The sequence below is a fragment of the Ruminococcus sp. SR1/5 genome, from assembly GCF_000209835.1.
Lineage (GTDB): Bacteria > Bacillota > Clostridia > Lachnospirales > Lachnospiraceae > Blautia_A > Blautia_A fusiformis.
Map to the genome: position 1 here is coordinate 417,604 of NC_021014.1, position 18,207 is coordinate 435,810.

Annotated in this window: 19 protein-coding genes, 1 pseudogene and 1 riboswitch; all 20 genes and pseudogenes read left to right on the plus strand. The window is 45.1% G+C overall.

What is annotated here, in order from left to right; translation table 11 throughout:
• Positions 1-28 precede the first annotated feature (28 nt).
• Positions 29-967, plus strand: a complete 939-nt coding sequence (gene tsf, locus CK1_RS02110) for a translation elongation factor Ts (RefSeq protein WP_015524668.1) — start codon at positions 29-31, stop codon at positions 965-967.
• A gap of 183 nt (positions 968-1,150) precedes the next feature.
• Positions 1,151-1,651 (plus strand): zinc ribbon domain-containing protein, encoded by a 501-nt coding sequence (locus CK1_RS02115; protein ID WP_015524669.1) that lies wholly within the window; start codon positions 1,151-1,153, stop codon positions 1,649-1,651.
• On the plus strand, positions 1,611-1,943 hold the full coding sequence (locus CK1_RS02120; protein WP_306288691.1) for a hypothetical protein: 333 nt from the start codon (positions 1,611-1,613) through the stop codon (positions 1,941-1,943). Before CK1_RS02115 ends, CK1_RS02120 begins: the two co-directional genes overlap by 41 nt.
• Before the next feature lie 94 nt (positions 1,944-2,037).
• Positions 2,038-2,152: riboswitch (FMN riboswitch) on the plus strand.
• A 274-nt stretch (positions 2,153-2,426) separates the two neighbouring features.
• Positions 2,427-3,553: pseudogene (gene ribD / locus CK1_RS02125) on the plus strand (bifunctional diaminohydroxyphosphoribosylaminopyrimidine deaminase/5-amino-6-(5-phosphoribosylamino)uracil reductase RibD).
• Positions 3,535-4,188, plus strand: a complete 654-nt coding sequence (gene ribE, locus CK1_RS02130; protein WP_004844978.1) for a riboflavin synthase — start codon at positions 3,535-3,537, stop codon at positions 4,186-4,188. Before ribD ends, ribE begins: the two are co-directional and overlap by 19 nt.
• 18 nt (positions 4,189-4,206) lie before the next feature.
• Complete coding sequence (locus CK1_RS02135) at positions 4,207-5,424, plus strand: bifunctional 3,4-dihydroxy-2-butanone-4-phosphate synthase/GTP cyclohydrolase II (RefSeq protein WP_015524672.1); 1,218 nt, start codon at positions 4,207-4,209, stop codon at positions 5,422-5,424.
• A 38-nt stretch (positions 5,425-5,462) separates the two neighbouring features.
• The gene (gene ribH / locus CK1_RS02140; RefSeq protein WP_436286269.1) at positions 5,463-5,927 is read left to right on the plus strand and encodes a 6,7-dimethyl-8-ribityllumazine synthase; all 465 of its coding nucleotides are present in this window, start codon (positions 5,463-5,465) and stop codon (positions 5,925-5,927) included.
• Between the two features lie 15 nt (positions 5,928-5,942).
• A complete protein-coding gene (locus CK1_RS02145) occupies positions 5,943-6,593 on the plus strand; it encodes an HAD family hydrolase (protein WP_059085572.1) in 651 nt (216 codons plus the stop codon).
• 104 nt (positions 6,594-6,697) lie between these two features.
• The gene (locus tag CK1_RS02150) at positions 6,698-7,711 is read left to right on the plus strand and encodes a tetratricopeptide repeat-containing glycosyltransferase family 2 protein (RefSeq protein ID WP_015524674.1); all 1,014 of its coding nucleotides are present in this window, start codon (positions 6,698-6,700) and stop codon (positions 7,709-7,711) included.
• Between the two features lie 187 nt (positions 7,712-7,898).
• A complete protein-coding gene (locus CK1_RS02155; protein WP_015524676.1) occupies positions 7,899-8,441 on the plus strand; it encodes a collagen-like domain-containing protein in 543 nt (180 codons plus the stop codon).
• Between the two features lie 141 nt (positions 8,442-8,582).
• Positions 8,583-9,950, plus strand: coding sequence for an MATE family efflux transporter (locus tag CK1_RS02160; RefSeq protein WP_330383238.1), 1,368 nt, complete (start codon positions 8,583-8,585; stop codon positions 9,948-9,950).
• 139 nt (positions 9,951-10,089) lie between these two features.
• The gene (gene fliB, locus CK1_RS02165; RefSeq protein WP_059086870.1) at positions 10,090-11,226 is read left to right on the plus strand and encodes a flagellin lysine-N-methylase; all 1,137 of its coding nucleotides are present in this window, start codon (positions 10,090-10,092) and stop codon (positions 11,224-11,226) included.
• Positions 11,227-11,365: 139 nt separating this feature from the next.
• The gene (locus CK1_RS02170; RefSeq protein WP_353611102.1) at positions 11,366-11,698 is read left to right on the plus strand and encodes a LeuD/DmdB family oxidoreductase small subunit; all 333 of its coding nucleotides are present in this window, start codon (positions 11,366-11,368) and stop codon (positions 11,696-11,698) included.
• Entirely contained in the window at positions 11,695-11,847 is a 153-nt protein-coding gene (locus tag CK1_RS17855; RefSeq protein WP_353611103.1) for a 3-isopropylmalate dehydratase small subunit, read from the plus strand. Before CK1_RS02170 ends, CK1_RS17855 begins: the two co-directional genes overlap by 4 nt.
• Before the next feature lie 3 nt (positions 11,848-11,850).
• Positions 11,851-13,101, plus strand: a complete 1,251-nt coding sequence (locus CK1_RS02175) for a 3-isopropylmalate dehydratase large subunit (protein WP_015524679.1) — start codon at positions 11,851-11,853, stop codon at positions 13,099-13,101.
• Positions 13,102-13,236: 135 nt separating this feature from the next.
• Positions 13,237-13,728, plus strand: a complete 492-nt coding sequence (locus CK1_RS02180) for a LeuD/DmdB family oxidoreductase small subunit (protein WP_015524680.1) — start codon at positions 13,237-13,239, stop codon at positions 13,726-13,728.
• Between the two features lie 22 nt (positions 13,729-13,750).
• A complete protein-coding gene (locus tag CK1_RS02185) occupies positions 13,751-14,995 on the plus strand; it encodes a 3-isopropylmalate dehydratase large subunit (RefSeq protein WP_015524681.1) in 1,245 nt (414 codons plus the stop codon).
• A gap of 214 nt (positions 14,996-15,209) precedes the next feature.
• Positions 15,210-16,649: a L,D-transpeptidase family protein gene (locus CK1_RS02190; protein WP_015524682.1), complete on the plus strand. Its 1,440-nt coding sequence runs from the start codon at positions 15,210-15,212 to the stop codon at positions 16,647-16,649.
• Between the two features lie 373 nt (positions 16,650-17,022).
• Entirely contained in the window at positions 17,023-17,817 is a 795-nt protein-coding gene (locus tag CK1_RS02195) for a CoB--CoM heterodisulfide reductase iron-sulfur subunit B family protein (protein WP_015524684.1), read from the plus strand.
• Positions 17,814-18,203 (plus strand): 4Fe-4S dicluster domain-containing protein, encoded by a 390-nt coding sequence (locus CK1_RS02200; RefSeq protein ID WP_015524685.1) that lies wholly within the window; start codon positions 17,814-17,816, stop codon positions 18,201-18,203. The genes CK1_RS02195 and CK1_RS02200 overlap by 4 nt, the downstream gene beginning before the upstream one ends.
• Positions 18,204-18,207 lie beyond the last annotated feature (4 nt).

Consider the following 18,207-nt stretch of genomic DNA (forward strand, 5'->3'; position numbering starts at 1 on the left):
AACAGAATATTTCAGGAGGAAACGAACAATGGCTATTACAGCAGCACAGGTAAAAGAGTTAAGAGAGATGACCGGCGCCGGAATGATGGATTGTAAGAAAGCTCTTACAGCTACAGAAGGCGATATGGATAAAGCAGTTGAGTTCCTGCGTGAGAAGGGTCTTGCTACAGCACAGAAGAAAGCAAGCCGTATCGCAGCAGAGGGTCTTTGCAAAACTCTGGTAACAGAGGATGGAAAGAAAGCAGTCGTTGTTGAGGTTAATGCTGAGACAGACTTCGTTGCAAAGAACGAGAAATTCCAGAGCTATGTTGCAGATGTTGCAGCACAGGCACTTAACACAACAGCAGCTGATATCGATGCTTTCCTTGCTGAGGCATGGGCACTTGATACAACTAAGACTGTAAAAGAGGCTCTTGCAGCTCAGATCGCAGTAATCGGCGAGAACATGAACATCCGTAGATTTGCTCAGGTTGAGGAGCAGAACGGATTCATCGCTTCCTACACTCATATGGGTGGAAAGATCGGCGTTCTTGTAGACGTTGAGACAGATGTTGTTAACGATGCTGTTAAAGAGATGGCTAAGAACGTAGCTATGCAGATCGCAGCTCTGAAACCGCAGTACACAAGCGACAAGGAAGTAAGCGCTGACTATATCGAGCATGAGAAAGAGATCCTTATGGCTCAGATCCAGAACGATCCGAAGGAGTCCCAGAAACCGGCTAAGGTTATCGAGGGAATGATCACAGGACGTATCAAGAAAGAGCTCAAAGAGATCTGCCTTCTTGACCAGACATACGTAAAAGCAGAGGACGGAAAACAGTCCGTTGCTAAATACGTAGAGCAGGTAGCAAAAGAGAACGGCGCTAAGATCCAGATCAAAGGCTTCGTTCGCTACGAGACAGGCGATGGTCTTGAGAAGAAAGAAGAGAACTTCGCTGAGGAAGTTGCAAAGCAGATGGGTAAATAATCTGATATCTGCAGATCTTTAATAAGATCCATAAAACCCTTGAAAATCCAGTATTTTCAAGGGTTTTTCTTATATTATCCACTTCATATACTACATTATAAAATATGGATAGACTATAGTAACAGGAAGTTGCTTTTCAGAACATGGATCTATCTTTATAATAGGATAATGGAGGTGACGGCTATGGAAACAAAAAATGTAATCTTAAAACTTAGAACGGAAAGAGGAATGTCACAGGACGAGCTGGCAGATAAAATCATGGTAACGAGACAGGCTGTATCACGCTGGGAAAATGGAGATACCGTTCCGAATACTGATACACTTAAGCTCTTATCGAAAGAATTTGATGTCTCGATCAATACGCTTTTGGGAGAACCGAGAAAGCTGATCTGCCAGTGCTGCGGGATGCCAATTGATGATGATTCCATATTGGGACGTGATAAGGATGGCACATTAAATGAGGAGTATTGTAAGTGGTGCTATGCAGATGGAACATACACATATAATGATATGGATGAATTGATTGATGTTTGTGTAAAGAATATGGTAAATGAAAGCTTTACCGAAGAACAGGCACGCACTTATCTGAAAGAAATGCTTCCAAAGTTAGATTACTGGAAAAGGTATGAGGAACTTAGTGACAATGGGCAGTTTGAAGAGTTTAAAAAAGCAATTGATAAATGAAATAAATGATTTACATATAGATGGACTTCCAAGGGTAGACAGACTGAATGCACTTGTAGGTAAATATGTAAATCTGGAATATGCACTGCCAAATGGACAAAAAGTGAAATTTCTGGATGACCAGAAAACTTATCTGGGAAATCAAATGGAATCTGAATTCGGAGGGGACAGATACTTCGGTATTCTGGCAAATATGGATTTTATTATGATATGTACATATGAGAAAGACGGTGAAAATCCTGAATTGGTTATATACAAAAAAGATGAGTATAGTATGCGGATTAGTGATTAGTTTCGTTACCGTTCACTGATAATATTCCGCATGGAATGAGTAAAATAAAAATTCCGCTTTACAAATAACAGATAAAGTATTAAAATAAACAAAAAGATATCTTCAGGGCAGGGTGTGATTCCCTACCGGCGGTAGAGCCCGCGAGCCGAAAGGTATGATCCGGTGAGATTCCGGGGCCGACAGTATAGTCTGGATGGAAGAAGATGATAGTACAGTTGATTTTTGTATGAATGAATGTAGTATCAGAGCTCTGAGATGGTGATCCATTTCAGAGCTTTTTATGTAGGAAATAATCAGACATTCATTTATTGATCATATGTAACAGATCAATTCCACCCTGCAGATATTTCTGCAGGCTTTTTTGTATTTGGCACATCGTTTTTGAAATAAATATACCACTCACTTGTCTGTGAATCCGATTGCACAGGTCTAAAAGCCTTAGCGTACCAGACAAAGAACAGGAATAAGAAAGAAGGAATAGAAATGACGGATCAGGAATATATGCTTCGGGCGATTCAGCTGGCCAAAAAAGGAGAAGGCTGGACGAATCCCAATCCGATGGTAGGGGCAGTGATCGTAAAAGACGGAAGGATCATCGGGGAAGGCTATCATAAAAAGTATGGAGAACTTCACGCAGAACGTAATGCTATTGCTTCTCTTACAGAACCAGCAGAAGGTGCGGTGATTTATGTTACACTGGAGCCTTGCTGTCATCATGGAAAAACACCTCCATGTACGGAAACGATCATTGAACAGAAGATCAGAAAAGTGGTGATCGGTTCCCGAGATCCGAATCCGAAAGTGGCAGGAAAAGGTGTACAGATGTTAAGGGAAGCCGGTGTAACAGTAGTTGAAGATTTTATGAGAGAAGAATGTGATCAGCTGAATCCGGTGTTTTTCCATTATATTACTACGAAAACCCCATACGTGGTGATGAAGTATGCCATGACACTGGATGGGAAGATCGCAACGAAGACAGGAGCATCAAAATGGATCACCGGAGAAGCGGCAAGAAAAGAAGTACAGCATATGCGGCATCAGTACATGGGGATCATGGCAGGTATTGGAACTGTGCTTGCAGATGATCCGATGTTAAACGTCCGGGTAGAAGGCTGGAAAAGTCCTGTCAGGATTGTGTGCGACAGTAAGCTCAGGATCCCGCCGGACAGTCAGATCGTAAAAAGTGCGGAAAAGTACCGGACGATCGTGGCTTATGCAGATCAGAAAAATACAGAAGAAAAATAAAAATATTACATACCATGGGAGTTGAGACCATTTACTGTCCGGATGAAAAGGATCAGATAGACCTTAAGAAGCTGATGACAGATCTTGGAAACAGGGGTATTGACAGCATCCTCCTGGAGGGAGGCGGTACGTTAAATGACAGTGCCCTGCGAGCCGGAATTGTAAAGGAAGTACAGGCTTTTGTGGCACCAAAGCTGTTTGGTGGTGTGGCCGGGAAGACACCGGTAGAAGGTATCGGAGTTGAATTCCCGTCTGAAGCAGTAGAACTGAAATATACAGATATCTGCCAGATCGGTGAGGACATCCGGATAAGATGTCAGGTGTGTGAGAAAAAACAGGAGGAATCATGTTTACAGGAATCGTAGAAGAGAAAGGAAAAGTCCGTTATATACAGCTGACAGGAGAATCAGGGATCCTGGCAGTGAAAGCCCGGAAAGTCCTGGAAGGGACAAGGATCGGTGACAGTATTGCTGTGAATGGTGTGTGTCTGACAGTTACGTCGATCCAGCCGGACGGATTTACTGCCGATGTGATGGCAGAGACGATCAGAAGAAGCAGTCTTGGCAGTTGTAAAGCTGGAAGCCAGGTAAACCTGGAACGTGCAATGGCTGCAGATGGCAGGTTCGGGGGACACATAGTAAGCGGTCATATTGATGGAACTGGAGTGATACGTTCCATGCTCCGGGAAGAAAATGCCATCTGGGTATCAATTGAGACATCGCCACAGATCTTGCATCTGATCGTGGAAAAAGGATCCGTTTGTATTGATGGAATCAGCCTGACAGTTGCAAGGGTTGATGAAGCTGGTTTTCAGGTGTCGGTCATTCCACATACAGGAGAAGAAACCACCCTTTTGGAAAAGGTGCCGGGGGATCTGGTTAATCTGGAAAATGATGTGATCGGAAAATATGTAGAAAAACTGCTTGGCATCAGAAAAAATGAAGAAGAGAAAAAAGAATCCGGAATTACGATGGAGTTTCTTGAAGAATTCGGCTTTTAGAACAGGAGGATATACAGTATGTCACAAAATTATCAGTACAACACAATTGAAGAGGCACTTAGGGATCTTAAGGAAGGAAAAATAATTCTGGTCACAGATGATCCGGACAGAGAAAATGAGGGAGATCTGATATGTGCGGCAGAGTTTGCGACCCGGGAAAATATTAATTTCATGGCGACTTATGCAAAGGGTCTTATCTGTACACCGATGAGTGCAGAAATTGCGGCGAGATTGAATTTTCCGCCGATGGTTGCTGAGAACACGGACAATCACAGTACAGCATTTACCGTGGCAGTGGATCACGCAGATACAACCACCGGTATCTCTGCGGCAGAACGCTCCTATACCATTATGAAGTGTGTGGATGATCAGTCAAAACCGGAGGATTTCAGAAGACCGGGACATGTATTTCCGCTTATTTCCAGAAAAGGCGGGGTTCTGGTACGAAATGGCCATACGGAGGCAACAACAGATCTTATGAGACTTGCCGGACTGAAAGAATGCGGCGTGTGCTGTGAAGTTATGAAAGAAGATGGCACTATGATGCGTACATCACAGCTATGGGAAATGGCAAAAGAGCATAACCTTACATTTATTACGATCCGTGATCTGCAGGATTATATAAGAATACATGAAAAGCATGTAAAGGAGGAAGCAGCTGCAAACCTCCCAACGCAGTACGGTGATTTTAAAATGTATGGCTATATCAATGACATTACAGGAGAGCATCATCTGGCACTGGTAAAAGGTGATCTAGGAGATGGAGAGGATGTGCTTTGCCGTGTACATTCGGAGTGCCTGACAGGAGATGCATTCGGATCGCTCAGATGTGACTGCGGCCTGCAGCTGCAGACAGCGATGCGCCAGGTAGAGGCGGAAGGCAGAGGGATCATTCTGTATATGAGACAGGAAGGCAGAGGGATCGGACTGATCAATAAGATCAAAGCCTATGCGCTTCAGGAACAGGGATACGATACCGTGGAGGCTAATGTGAAGTTAGGGTTTGCACCGGATCTTAGAGAGTACTGGGTTGGGGCACAGATACTGTCAGACCTTGGTGTGAAATCATTAAGATTACTGACCAATAACCCGGATAAAGTCTATGGGCTTGGTGAATTCGGGCTGAAGATCAATGAGAGAGTACCTTTGGAGATTCCGGTACAAAAATATGACCGGAAGTATATGAAAACGAAGCAGGAAAAGATGGGTCATATTTTTAAGGAAATAAATTTATAAAAAACAGCAAATAGCAGGAGGAAGAAAAAATGAGACAGATCAATTTAGTAGAAGGAAAAGTAGTAGCACCGGAGGGAATGAAAGTTGGTATCGTTGCAGCGAGATTCAATGAGATCATTGTGAATAAATTATTGGGAGGGGCAGTCGACGGACTGGTAAGACATGGAGTAGAAGAAGAGAATATTACTGCAGCATGGGTGCCGGGAGCATTTGAGATTCCGCTTACAGCACAGAAAATGGCACAGTCCGGAAAATATGATGCAGTTATCTGCGTGGGAGCTGTCATTCGTGGAGATACTTCACATTATGATCTGGTGTGCAATGAATCTGCCAAGGGGATCGCACAGGTTGAACTTGCAACAGGGATCCCGGTCTTATTCGGAGTGATCACGACTGAGAATATCGAGCAGGCTATTGCGCGTGCAGGAAGCAAAGCAGGTAATAAAGGCTATGACTGTGCGTTATCTGCGATCGAGATGGTTAATCTGATGAAGCAACTCTAAAAGACAGGAAAATAAATGATGACAAAAACGATCATATTCGATTATGATGGAACGATCCATCATACCCTTGGAATCTATGAACCGGCATTTCGCGAAACCTATCAGTGGCTGACAGAACAGAAGGCTGCAGAAGAACGGGAGATAGGCTCGGCGGAAATTGCCGGCTGGCTGGGATTTAACAGTAAGGAGATGTGGAATACATTTTTGCCGGAGCTGGATCAGAGCTATAAAGAGCAGGCGAGCAGGATGGTAGGAGAACTGATGGTCAGACAGATCAGGAAGCATAAGGCAGTGTGGTATCCGGGAGCAGAGGAGATGCTTACAGCCTTGAAGAACCGGGGATATCATCTTGTGATCTTAAGTAACTGTAAAGCTTCCTATCGTGAGGCGCATTGGAAGGAATTTGGGATGGAACGATGGTTCGATCATTTTTATGACTGCGAATCGTATGGATTCCGTCCAAAGACAGAAATTGTGCAGGAAATCATCCGGGAATATACAGGCCCTTATCTGGTGGTCGGAGATAGGAGGCAGGATCTGGAATGTGCCAGAGCCTGCAAAAGCCCATTTATAGGATGCCTGTATGGATATGGTGAGAGCGGGGAGCTGAACGGAGCAGATCGTCTTGCGGAACATATAGAGGATATACCACAGTTGGTGATATGAGGATGAGTTCAGCTTTATCCGAAAGTAGAAGCTGTACACTGACAGAAGGCATAGGACTGACGGGAACGGCATAAATATTATAAAAATCCGAAGGATCCTAAAATATGATTTCCCTCAGTCTATGTATGATCGTAAAAAATGAAGAAGCAGTTCTTGAGAGGATCTTGAAGCCGGTTTCTCAGGTGATGGATGCGATCCTGATCGCAGATACCGGTTCTTCAGACAGAACAAAAGAGATCGCGGAGCAGTATACGTCGCAGGTGTTTGATTTTCCCTGGTGTGATGATTTTTCTGCTCCGCGTAATTTTCTTCTGGAAAAAGTCCGCACCGATTACTGGATGTGGCTGGATGCGGATGATGTCCTAGATGAAGAAAATCTGGAAAAACTGAAGAGTCTTAAAGAAACTCTGGATCCCGGAACAGATGTTGTAATGATGGAATATGCGGCAGGGTTTGACCAGAGCGGGAGAACAACATTTTCTTATTTTCGGGAGCGGATAATGAAAACATCCAGAAATTTCAGATGGAATGGGGCAGTTCATGAAACTGTGATTCCGGAGGGAAATATCATTTATTCGGATGTGGTGATCCGGCACCGGAAATGTGGAAAAGGTGATCCGGACCGTAATCTTCGCATTTATGAAAAAATGCTGGCAGGAGGAGAAACGCTGGAACCCAGACATCAGCTTTATTATGGGAGAGAACTGTATTATCATCAGCGTTATCCGGAGACAGAGGCTGTGTTGGTGGAGTTCCTGAAAAATCCGTCCGGATGGCTGGAAAATAAGATCGATGCCTGTTTTGTACTTGGACAGTGCTACCGGAAAATGGGAGAAAAAAAGTACGCACTGGAAGCTTTTCTGTACAGTCTGACTATGGATGTGCCGAGGGCGGAAATCTGCTGTGAGGTCGGTAAGATCTTTCTGGAAAGAGAGCTGCCCAGACAGGCTGCCTACTGGTACGGGCAGGCGCTCACTGTGCCTTCAGATAAGAAAAAGGGTGGATTTTTTATGGCTGAGTATCATGGGTTTGTGCCATATATGCAGCTTTGCGTTTGTTATGATAAAATGGGATGCCCGGAGCAGGCATTTTTTTTCATAAGAAAGCGATGGAACTGAAGCCGGAAGATCCGGGAGTATTGTATGATCAGAAATATTTCTGGGAAAAATATGGTCTGGCATAAAAGAAAAGATATCTTTATTATATTTTTCTGGCAGGGTACAAGCTTGCGGGGATCCTATGCACAGGTAAAAGCTGTTGTCATATACTGTAGGGAAAGTTATTTTCCTATGAGGTGATCGAAGAATGCTGTTCAGGCATCGAAAACGTAAGGAAATGGAAATGCAGCAGGACAGTCATGAGGATTTGTCCTGTATGTCCTGTTATGGAAATCATAGTTCCTGTGGATGTGACAGATGTGGAACAAGAGGCTGTCCGGGAGTTCCGGGTCCTATGGGTCCTCAGGGACCGCAGGGGGAACCGGGAATACAGGGATATACGGGAGCCACGGGTCCGACGGGAGCAACAGGAGCCACCGGTCCGGCAGGAGTAACAGGTCCGACGGGAGCAACGGGAGCCACGGGTCCAGCGGGAGCAATGGGAGCGACAGGAGCAACAGGAGCAACAGGAGCCACGGGTCCAGCGGGAACGACGGGGGTAACAGGTCCGGCTGGTGCGATCGGAGCCACCGGTCCAGCAGGTCCAACAGGAGCAACAGGAGCCACTGGCCCTGCCGGAACAGTAACCCCGGCAGCTGCTGTTGGAAATGCAACAACGGTAGATGATATTGTAGAGGATTTTAATGCACTTCTTGCAAACCTTCGTGATGCAGGACTCCTGGAAAGATAGTGAAATGATAAACACACGTTACTGTGCGGCTGCGTATTTTATGCAGCCGCTGTATATTCTCCATAAAAATATTTCATTGTAGCTTTCTGACGAAAGGTGCTATAATATTTTTGTCTAAGTATGATTATGGGGGATGAAATCGTGAAAAAAAACAAGTATGAGATCGATATGTGCAATGGGTCGATCATGGACAAGCTGATTTCGTTTTCACTGCCGCTGATGCTGTCCGGTATCCTGCAGCTGATGTTCAATGCAGTGGATATCGTGGTAGTGGGACGTTTCAGCGGAAGTGAGGCGCTGGCGGCAGTAGGCTCCACTACCGCACTGATCAATGTGTTTACCAACCTTTTTATCGGGATTTCTCTTGGTGCCAATGTGCTGGCAGCCAGATTTTATGCTGCCGGTAAGGATGAAGAAATGTCAGAAACAGTACATACATCGATCCTGCTGGCTCTGATCAGCGGGATCATCATGGCAGTTCTGGGAGTAATCTTTGCCAGAATCTGCCTGGAGCTGATGGATACGCCGGAGGATGTGATCGATCTTTCTACTCTTTATATGCGTATCTATTTTCTGGGAATGCCGTTTTTTATGCTGTATAACTATGGCGCAGCAATTCTGCGTGCAGTGGGAGATACCAAGCGGCCGTTGGTCTTTTTGATCATTTCCGGTTGTGCCAATGCGCTTCTGAACCTGTTTTTTGTGATTATTTGTCATTTAAGTGTGGCAGGTGTCGGAATCGGAACCGTGATTTCTCAGCTGATCTCCTGTATCCTTGTTCTCCGATGCCTGTATCAGACAGAGGGAAGCTATCAGCTGCGTTTTTCGAGTCTGTCCATAAATATGGAATATCTGAAACAGATCTTTCAGGTAGGGCTTCCAGCAGGAATCCAGAGTACAGTGATCAATTTTTCCAATGTGCTGCTCCAGTCCTCTGTAAATTCTTTTGGCTCCATTGCAATGGCAGGATATACGGCAGCAAACAATATCTTCGGATTTCTGTATGTGTCTGTAAATTCAGTTACCCAGGCCTGCATGAGCTTTACCAGTCAGAATTATGGTGTGCGAAAACCGAAACGTATGGACCGGGTGCTTGTTGACTGTATGATCCTGTCCTTTGTCGTATCCTTTGCCATGGGCTGTGGTGCATACTTTTTCGGTCCGCAGCTTCTGAAGATCTATACGGAAGACCCTAAGGTTATCCAATGCGGAATGGAGATTCTTGTCTATACCACAGTTACCTATTTCCTTTGCGGACAGATGGATCTGTTTCCGGGAGCACTGCGCGGAATGGGACGCTCCGGTGTCCCCATGATCCTGTCGATCATCGGAACCGTCGGACTCCGGATCGTGTGGATATTCGGAATTTTCCCGGCACACAGATCATTGAAGGTACTGTTTATTTCCTACCCGGCATCCTGGATCCTTACGATCATCATGCAGGTGACCTGTTTCTGGTTTGTAAGGCGGAAAGTTCACAGGCAGCTTCTGGGAGAGACTGCAGAATAAAAACGAATACACAGAATATCAGAAAAAGCGGATAGAATTCCGCTTTTCTGTGTTTACGGGGAAAATAAAACAGGTCAACTCATGTCCATTTTGCAAACAGGAGACATTGGAGCTGGAAAATAAAGAATATGGAGGAAACATGGAATTATTAAAACCTGATTATTACGACGAATTTACCTGTATTGCAGACAAATGCACCATCAGCTGCTGCAGGGAATGGAAGATCAACATAGATGATGAAACCTACAGAAACTGGAAAACCATCCAGCCGCCGTCAGAGGTGCCCGGACACAGAAGCTGCCTGCAGGCCTATACCATGAAAAAGGACGGCAGCCGGATCATGAAGATGACGGAAGAGCACGATTGTCCTTTTCTTGCAAAGAACAGACTGTGCTATCTGGTAAGTGCTTATGGGGATTCGATGCTTTCAGAGACCTGCCAGATTTTTCCAAGGGAGATCCATGAATTTCAGGATCATAAGGAAGCGACCATGATGCCCTGTTGCCCGGCTGTCCTGGACATCTGGAAGGAGAAGAAAAGAATCGCTTTTCCGGAAACTCCAAAAGAAAAGGAACAGCCGCTTTTTCTTGTGCGCCGGAAGGTTATGGATCTTATAATGGATCCTGAAAAAACACCGGAGGAAATCCTTCTTGAAAGTTTTTATGTTCTGAAGGAACTTCACTGGAACATGCCGCTTACCACAGAGCTTGTGGAAGATTATTTTTCAGAGAAAACGATTCGCCAACTGGAACATGCTATTAATGAAATAGAGCTGCCTGTTCTGGATACCATGGACGAATGCAATGAACTTTTGCAGGACCTGGCTGTAAATTACCGGAAAGAGGGACTTTACCGGAAATATCTGGAGCCGGTGATGGAGCTTGCGGAGGAATTGTCCGAAGAATATGAGGAAGAGGAACTGGTGGAAGCCCGGGAGGATTTTTATCGGAAATTTCGTGTATATGAAGACCTTCTCCGGAGCTTTCTTGCCAACGAAGTATATTCAGATCTTCTGACACCGGAGGGAGATTTGGAAGATGCCCTGGTCCATATGCAGTGGATCGGTATGGAATATGCCACCATCCGCCAGGCTGTTTTTCTTCGGTGGCAGAAAGATGGACGGGGATCTCTTCCCTACGAAACACTCCGGGATTATATGGTAGTGATCTCCAGAATGACCGGATATGAGGAAGACGATATCCGGGAATATCTTGAGAACAGTTTTGAAGAGCTTCTGTGGGAGTGGGGATATTTTGCGCTGATCACAGGGAAATGACTTTATAACTTAAAGTTATATTAAGTATTAAAAATATACATTTTAATTATATGACGTTTTGTGTTAGAATATAGGACGAAAAGGGTAACAGAGGAATGTTAACCCGGAAATGGATAACGATCAGAAAGGAACTTGTTTTATGGATAAGGGAACAATTTTTAAATTTCATAATGACCTTGATACCGATCAGATCATTGCATCCCAGTATCTGCTTCTGCCGAATCTGGATGAAATGAAGGGCCACACATTTGAATCACTGGATCCGGATTTTTCCAAAAAGGTTAAACCGGGAGATTTTGTAGTTGGAGGAGAGAACTTCGGATGCGGATCCTCCAGAGAGCAGGCACCGGGTGTTCTTAAGGCACTTGGAGTAAAGGCAGTTATTGCGAAATCTTTTGCCCGTATTTTTTCCGCAATGCCATTAATATCGGACTTCCGGCAATTGTCTGTAAGGATCTTCCGGATGCTGTGAAGACAGGAGATACCCTGGAGCTTCATATGTCCGAGGGAACTGCTGTTGCCAATGGTAAGACTTATTCCTGCACAAAACTGCCGGAATACATGCAGAATATACTGAATCAGGGCGGCCTTATCGCTTCTCTGAACCGTGAGGAGGAATAAGAGATGGGAATGACGATCGCAGAAAAAATCATCGCGGCAGCGGCTGGAGTGGACAGTGTAAAACCCGGAGATATCTATACAGTTTCACTGGATCATCTGATGAGTAATGACGGAACCACACATCTGACTGTTGATATGTACAACAATAAATTAAAAAATCCTCATATTGCAGATACAAAGAAGCTGGTATTTATCGTAGACCATAACGTACCGTCTGACAGCCCGAAAACAGCGGCATCCCAGAAAAAGATGAGAGATTTTGCAAGAGAAAATAATATTGATTTCTGGGAAGGAAAGGGTGTCTGCCACCAGATCATGATCGAGAATTATGTCCGTCCGGGACAGTTGATCTTCGGTGCTGACAGCCATACCTGTTCCTACGGAGCACTTGGTGCTTTCGGTACCGGTGTAGGATGCACAGATTTCCTTTACGGAATGGTAACCGGAACATCCTGGGTCATGGTTCCGGAAACCGTAAAATTTAACCTGACAGGGAAGCTTCCTGAGGGCGTTTACGCAAGAGATCTGATCCTTACCATTATCGGCGAGATCGGGGCAAACGGCTGCAACTATCAGGCAATGGAGTTTGCCGGTGAGGGCGCCAGAACATTAAGCATCAGCGACCGTATGGCACTTTGCAACATGGCTGTTGAGGCCGGTGCGAAGACAGGGATCTTTGAGGCTGATGATAAAGCTCTGGAATATCTGAAAGAGCATGGACGTGAGCCAAAAGCGGTATATCACAGCGATCCGGATGCTGTTTACGCAAGAGAGTATACCTTTGATCTTTCAAAAGTTCGTCCGGTTGTAGCGAAGCCAGACTTTGTTGACAATGTGGTTCCGGCTGAGGAAACCTGCGGCATCAAGATCAACGAAGCGTTCCTTGGCTCCTGCAATAACGGCCGTATTGAAGACCTCCGTGTAGGCGCAGAGGTGATCAAAGGCAAAAAAGTTGCAGAGGGAGTTCGTTTCCTGGTTGTTCCTGCAAGCCAGACCATCTATCGTCAGGCATTAAAGGAGGGGCTTATCGATATCTTCATGGAAGCAGGGGCTATTGTTATGAACCCGAACTGCAGTGTATGCTGGGGAAGCTGCCAGGGTGTTATCGGCGAGAATGAGGTCCTGATCAGCACAGGAACCCGTAATTTCAAGGGACGTGCAGGTCATCCGAGCTCCAAGGTTTACCTGGGATCTGCGGCAACAGTTACTGCATCTGCCGTTGCAGGTGAGATCGCAATTGCTGACAGAGTATAAGAGTTTCAGAAAAGATTTAAATAATATATTCAGAAATTATCAGAGGATGATCCGTTTCGGCGTGGGTTCTTATAACAGGGCAGACAGAAAACATTTGCCTGATGATACGGAACGGAATAAACAGGAGATATACATATGGAAGCATTTACAGGAAAAGTATGGGTACTTGGTGATGATATCGATACGGATATCATTATCCCGACAGAGTACCTTGCACTGAAAACCATTGACGATATGAAACAGTACGGATTCAGTCCCCTTCGTCCGGAGCTGGCCGGACAGATCCAAAAGGGCGACATTATTGTAGCAGGAAAGAACTTCGGATGCGGATCCTCCAGAGAGCAGGCACCGGAGATCATCAAGGCACTGGGTGTGCAGTGTGTCATTGCGAAATCTTTTGCCCGGATCTTTTTCCGCAACTCCATTAACAACGGCCTTCTTCTTATTGAGCAGCCGGATCTTCATGACAATGTAAAAGAGGGAGATCAGGTTACGGTAGTAATGAATGAGCATGTAGAGCACAATGGAAAACAGTACCCGATCGCTTCTCTTCCAGAGAATCTGATGGATATCATCCAGGCTGGCGGACTGGTAAAAGCCATGCGTAAGCTGAACGGCCTGGACTAAAAAAACGGAGAGGAGAGAAATAATGGGCGAGACGATCATTGAAAAAATTATCAGACATAATACAGGCAAGGCAGTAAAGCCTGGTGATATCGTGACGGTCAATGTGGACAGAGTGATGATCCATGATATCTTTATTCCGTTTGTAGCGGAAAAATTTGAGGAGATGGGCTTTCAGAAGCTGTGGGATCCGGACAAGGTTGTTCTGATCTATGACCATCTTGTACCGGCAAGTCAGCAGGATGATACCAGACATTTCCATGTGGGAGATGCTTTTGCAGCTAAATATGGCATGAAAAACGTACACAGAAGTGACGGTATCTGTCATCAGCTTATGACTGAGGCAGGTTATGTTAAACCCGGTAATATTGTATTTGGCACAGACAGCCATACCACGACTTATGGATGTGTCGGTGCGTTTTCTTCCGGCATCGGTTACACAGAGATGGCCAGCATCCTGGGAACAGGAACCATGTGGATCAAGGTTCCGGAAACCATAAAGGTTGTGATCGACGGAGAACTTCCGGAGAATGTCATGTCCAAGGATATCATCCTCCGCCTGATCGGTGACCTTCGTGCAGATGGAGCTACTTACCGTGCTTTGGAATTTTCCGGAAGCACCATTGAAAATATGTCTGTGGCAAGCCGTATGACTATGGCGAATATGGCAATTGAGGCCGGTGCGAAATGTGCACTTTTCACACCGGATGAGAAGACAGCTGCTTACTGCAACGTAGAGCTTGATGATTATCAGAAGAGTCTTGTGGGAGATGAGGATGCTGTCTACATGAAGACCATAACTTATAAAGCAGAGGATTTTGTGCCGGTAATGGCATGTCCGTCTCAGGTGGACAAGATCCGTGATGTCAGTGAGCTTCAGGGTGAGACCATCGACCAGGTATTCATCGGTTCCTGTACCAACGGACGTCTGGAGGATCTTATGGCGGCAGCAGAGGTGCTGAAGGGCAAAAAGGTTGCAGACTTTGTAAAGCTGATCGTGACTCCTGCCAGCCGCAAAATTTACTGTCAGGCTATTGAGCTTGGCATTCTGGATACTCTTGCGGAAGCAGGGGCTATCATTACACATCCGGGCTGCGGACTTTGCTGCGGAAGGACCGGCGGAATCCTGACAGACGGTGAAAAGGTCGTGGCAACCAACAATCGTAATTTCCTGGGACGTATGGGAACTTCCAAGGTTCAGATCTATCTGGCATCTCCGAAAACAGCAGCAGCCTGTGCCGTTGCAGGCAAGATCGTAATGCCGGAATAAGAAGCAGAAGATTCTGAGAGAAATACTGTTGCCAGAAACAGATAAAGAAACGTATGAGAAAGACAGATTTTCGCAGAGGCGTCAGTCTGTCTTTTTTACCGGATCAGAAGGATCCGGGATAAGTCATTTTTACAGAAAATGGGATTTATTGTATTATAATAACAGCCAGTGTGACAACATAACATATATTACATAAGACTCGAGGGATAAGGGTATGGAGAAAAGATCAACCATCAGTAAAAAGACACTGAAGATCATACTTGGGATCTGCATTGGCGTAACAATCCTGGCAGTGGCAGGGTTATTTGTCTATACATACTTGGCAGATCACAATACGCTGGGACGGAAGATTTCCATATGGGGAGTGGATGTTTCCGGACTGGATGCAAAGCAGGCAGAAGAAAAGATCACTGCGGAATTTGCAGATCGTCCGGTATCCTTTCAGGAAAATGATCAGGAAGTTTACAGTACTACTTTGAAAGAGCTGGGCTACAGTCTCAATGAAGAAGCCCTTCTGAGTAAGCTTACAGAAATTCAGAAACAGCGGGAAGAGAGCCGGAAGCTTTTTCCAAAGGAAGAAAATATAGAACCGGAATGTCAGATCGAGGAAGATGAGGAGCAGGAAAAGCAGGCTCTCGATCTTTCAAATTTCGGTACGGAAGAAAGAAAAGCTTCTGTTGATGCAGCCATTCAGTACGATAAGGAGAAAAAAGAATTCACCCTTGTGAAGCAGGTACAGGGGACGGAGATCGATCCGGATAAGCTGGAGACTACCGTGGACACAAATCTGAACGCAGCATTTGATACGGCTCTGCTTGGGGATATCATTACAGTACCGATCAACAAGCATGTGTATGTAAGTCCGACTGTCACTGCAACAGAGGATATGAAAAATAAGGTTACAGACCTGAACAGCCAGCTGAAGAAATACCGCAGCAGTACAGTAACTTATACATTCGGAAGTGAAACGGCTGTTCTGGATTCCGATACGATCACATCCTGGCTGAAGGCTGAAGGGGAGACGCTGACTTTAGATGAAGAAGCCATTAAAGCCTACATCAGTGAGCTTGCCAACAAATACAATACCATTTATGTTCCCCGCACCTTTCATACATCTACGGGAACGGATGTGACCATTGAGGGAAATGAGTACGGATACCGGATCGATCAGGACGGAGAATATGCTCAGCTTCTGGAAGACCTGAAAAGCGGTACTGCTGTAACAAGAGAGCCTGTTTACAGCAAAAAAGGATACCAGAGAAACGGAACAGACGATCTGGCAGGCAGTTACATAGAGGTCAGTCTGGATGCACAGCATTTGTGGCTGTATAAGGACGGAAGCCTTGTGACGGAAACAGATATTGTCAGCGGTAAGCCGGTGAAGGGGCGTGAAACATATCGTGGTGCATGGCCGATCGCCTACAAGGCGAGTCCCTTTAACCTTACCAGCAATGAATATGGTTACGATGTAAAGGTTAATTACTGGATGCCTTTTGTCTACGGACAGGGACTTCATGATGCGTCTTGGCAATCATCCTTTGGCGGGAACCGTTATAAAACCAACGGAAGCCACGGCTGCATCAATCTGCCTAAGGATCAGGCAGCACTGATCTATAACACCATTGATGCAGGTTATCCGATCATTATTTACTGATAGGAGCAAAAAAGCTTCGGAGAGATCCGGAGCTTTTTTTATGCCCGAAAATGAAAATTATCATGGAAGCAGGATCGTAAATGATAAGGTTTTTCAAAAGTACGTTAAAAAAACACAAAAAAATATCGAAAAAGCCTTGTCGAAACAGAAATAACGTGATATGATGATTTCGGAAATCGAGCTAATACACTTCTTAATTGCGGAGGAAGAGTGTTTTTCTCTTTTATTTGGGTGCAAATTGATAAAAAACTCAAATAAGTGTTAGTTGAGATTTCATTTTTTTATTCATGTATCGTTAAAAAAAAGACAATATATGAACAAGAATATCTACTAGAAACGTCAGATTTTAGACTAAGAAAGGATAATGAAAGGTATGAAGTACAGTTATTATCCGGGTTGCACCCTGAGAACAAAGGCCAAAGATCTGGATGAGTATGCCAGAGCCAGTGCCACAGCCCTTGGGTTTGAGCTTGAGGAGATCGAGGACTGGCAGTGTTGTGGTGGTGTTTATCCGCTTGGCACAGACGAGATCGCCACAAAGCTTTCTTCCGTCCGTGCGTTAAACCAGGCAAAAGAAAAAGGCCAGGATCTGGTGACAATCTGTTCAGCCTGTCATCATGTGATCAAGCGTGTCAATGATGATATGAAAAATGTGGAAGATATCCGGATCAGAGCCAACAATTATATGCAGTTGGAAGCTCCCTATGAAGGAGAGACAACCGTTCTCCATTATCTGGAGGTTCTCCGGGACAGAGTCGGTTTTGATAAACTGAAAGAAAAAGTAGTAAATCCTTTTACCGGAAAGAAGATCGGAGCCTATTACGGATGTCTGCTTCTGAGACCTGGAAAGATCATGGCATTTGATGATCCGGAAAATCCAAGGATCATGGAGGATTTTATCCGTGCCCTTGGCGCTGAGCCTGTGATCTATCCTTACAGAAATGAATGCTGTGGAGGATATATATCCCTGAAAGAAAAAGAAATGTCACAGAATATGTGTGAAAAGATTGAAGAAAGCGCAGCAGGCTTTGGCGCAGATATGCTGATCACTGCCTGTCCGCTCTGCAAATACAATCTGAATAAAAATTCCGGAAATAAAATGCCGGTTTACTATTTTACAGAGCTTCTGGCAGAAGCCCTTGGCGTCAAAGAGGAGGTGGCAAAATGAGAGATAACCATTCTGCTGCGGAAAAAATAAAGGAGATCAGCGGGACCAATCCTCTGAAATGTATGAAGTGTGGCAAATGCTCTGCTACCTGCCCATCCTTTGACGAGATGGATATCAAGCCTCATCAGTTTGTGTCCTACGTGATCAATGAAAATATCGAAGCACTTGTAAATTCAGCATCTCTGTGGAAATGTCTTTCCTGTTTTGCCTGTGTGGAGCGCTGTCCGCGAGACGTAAAACCCGGAAAGATCATTGACGGGGCAAGACAGCTGGTTGTTCGGGAAAAAGGCGGAGACTATCTTTCACCAAATGAAATTCCGGAGCTTCTTGATCCGGAGCTTCCTCAGCAGCTGCTTGTAAGTGCGTTCAGAAGATACAGGAGGTGAGAAA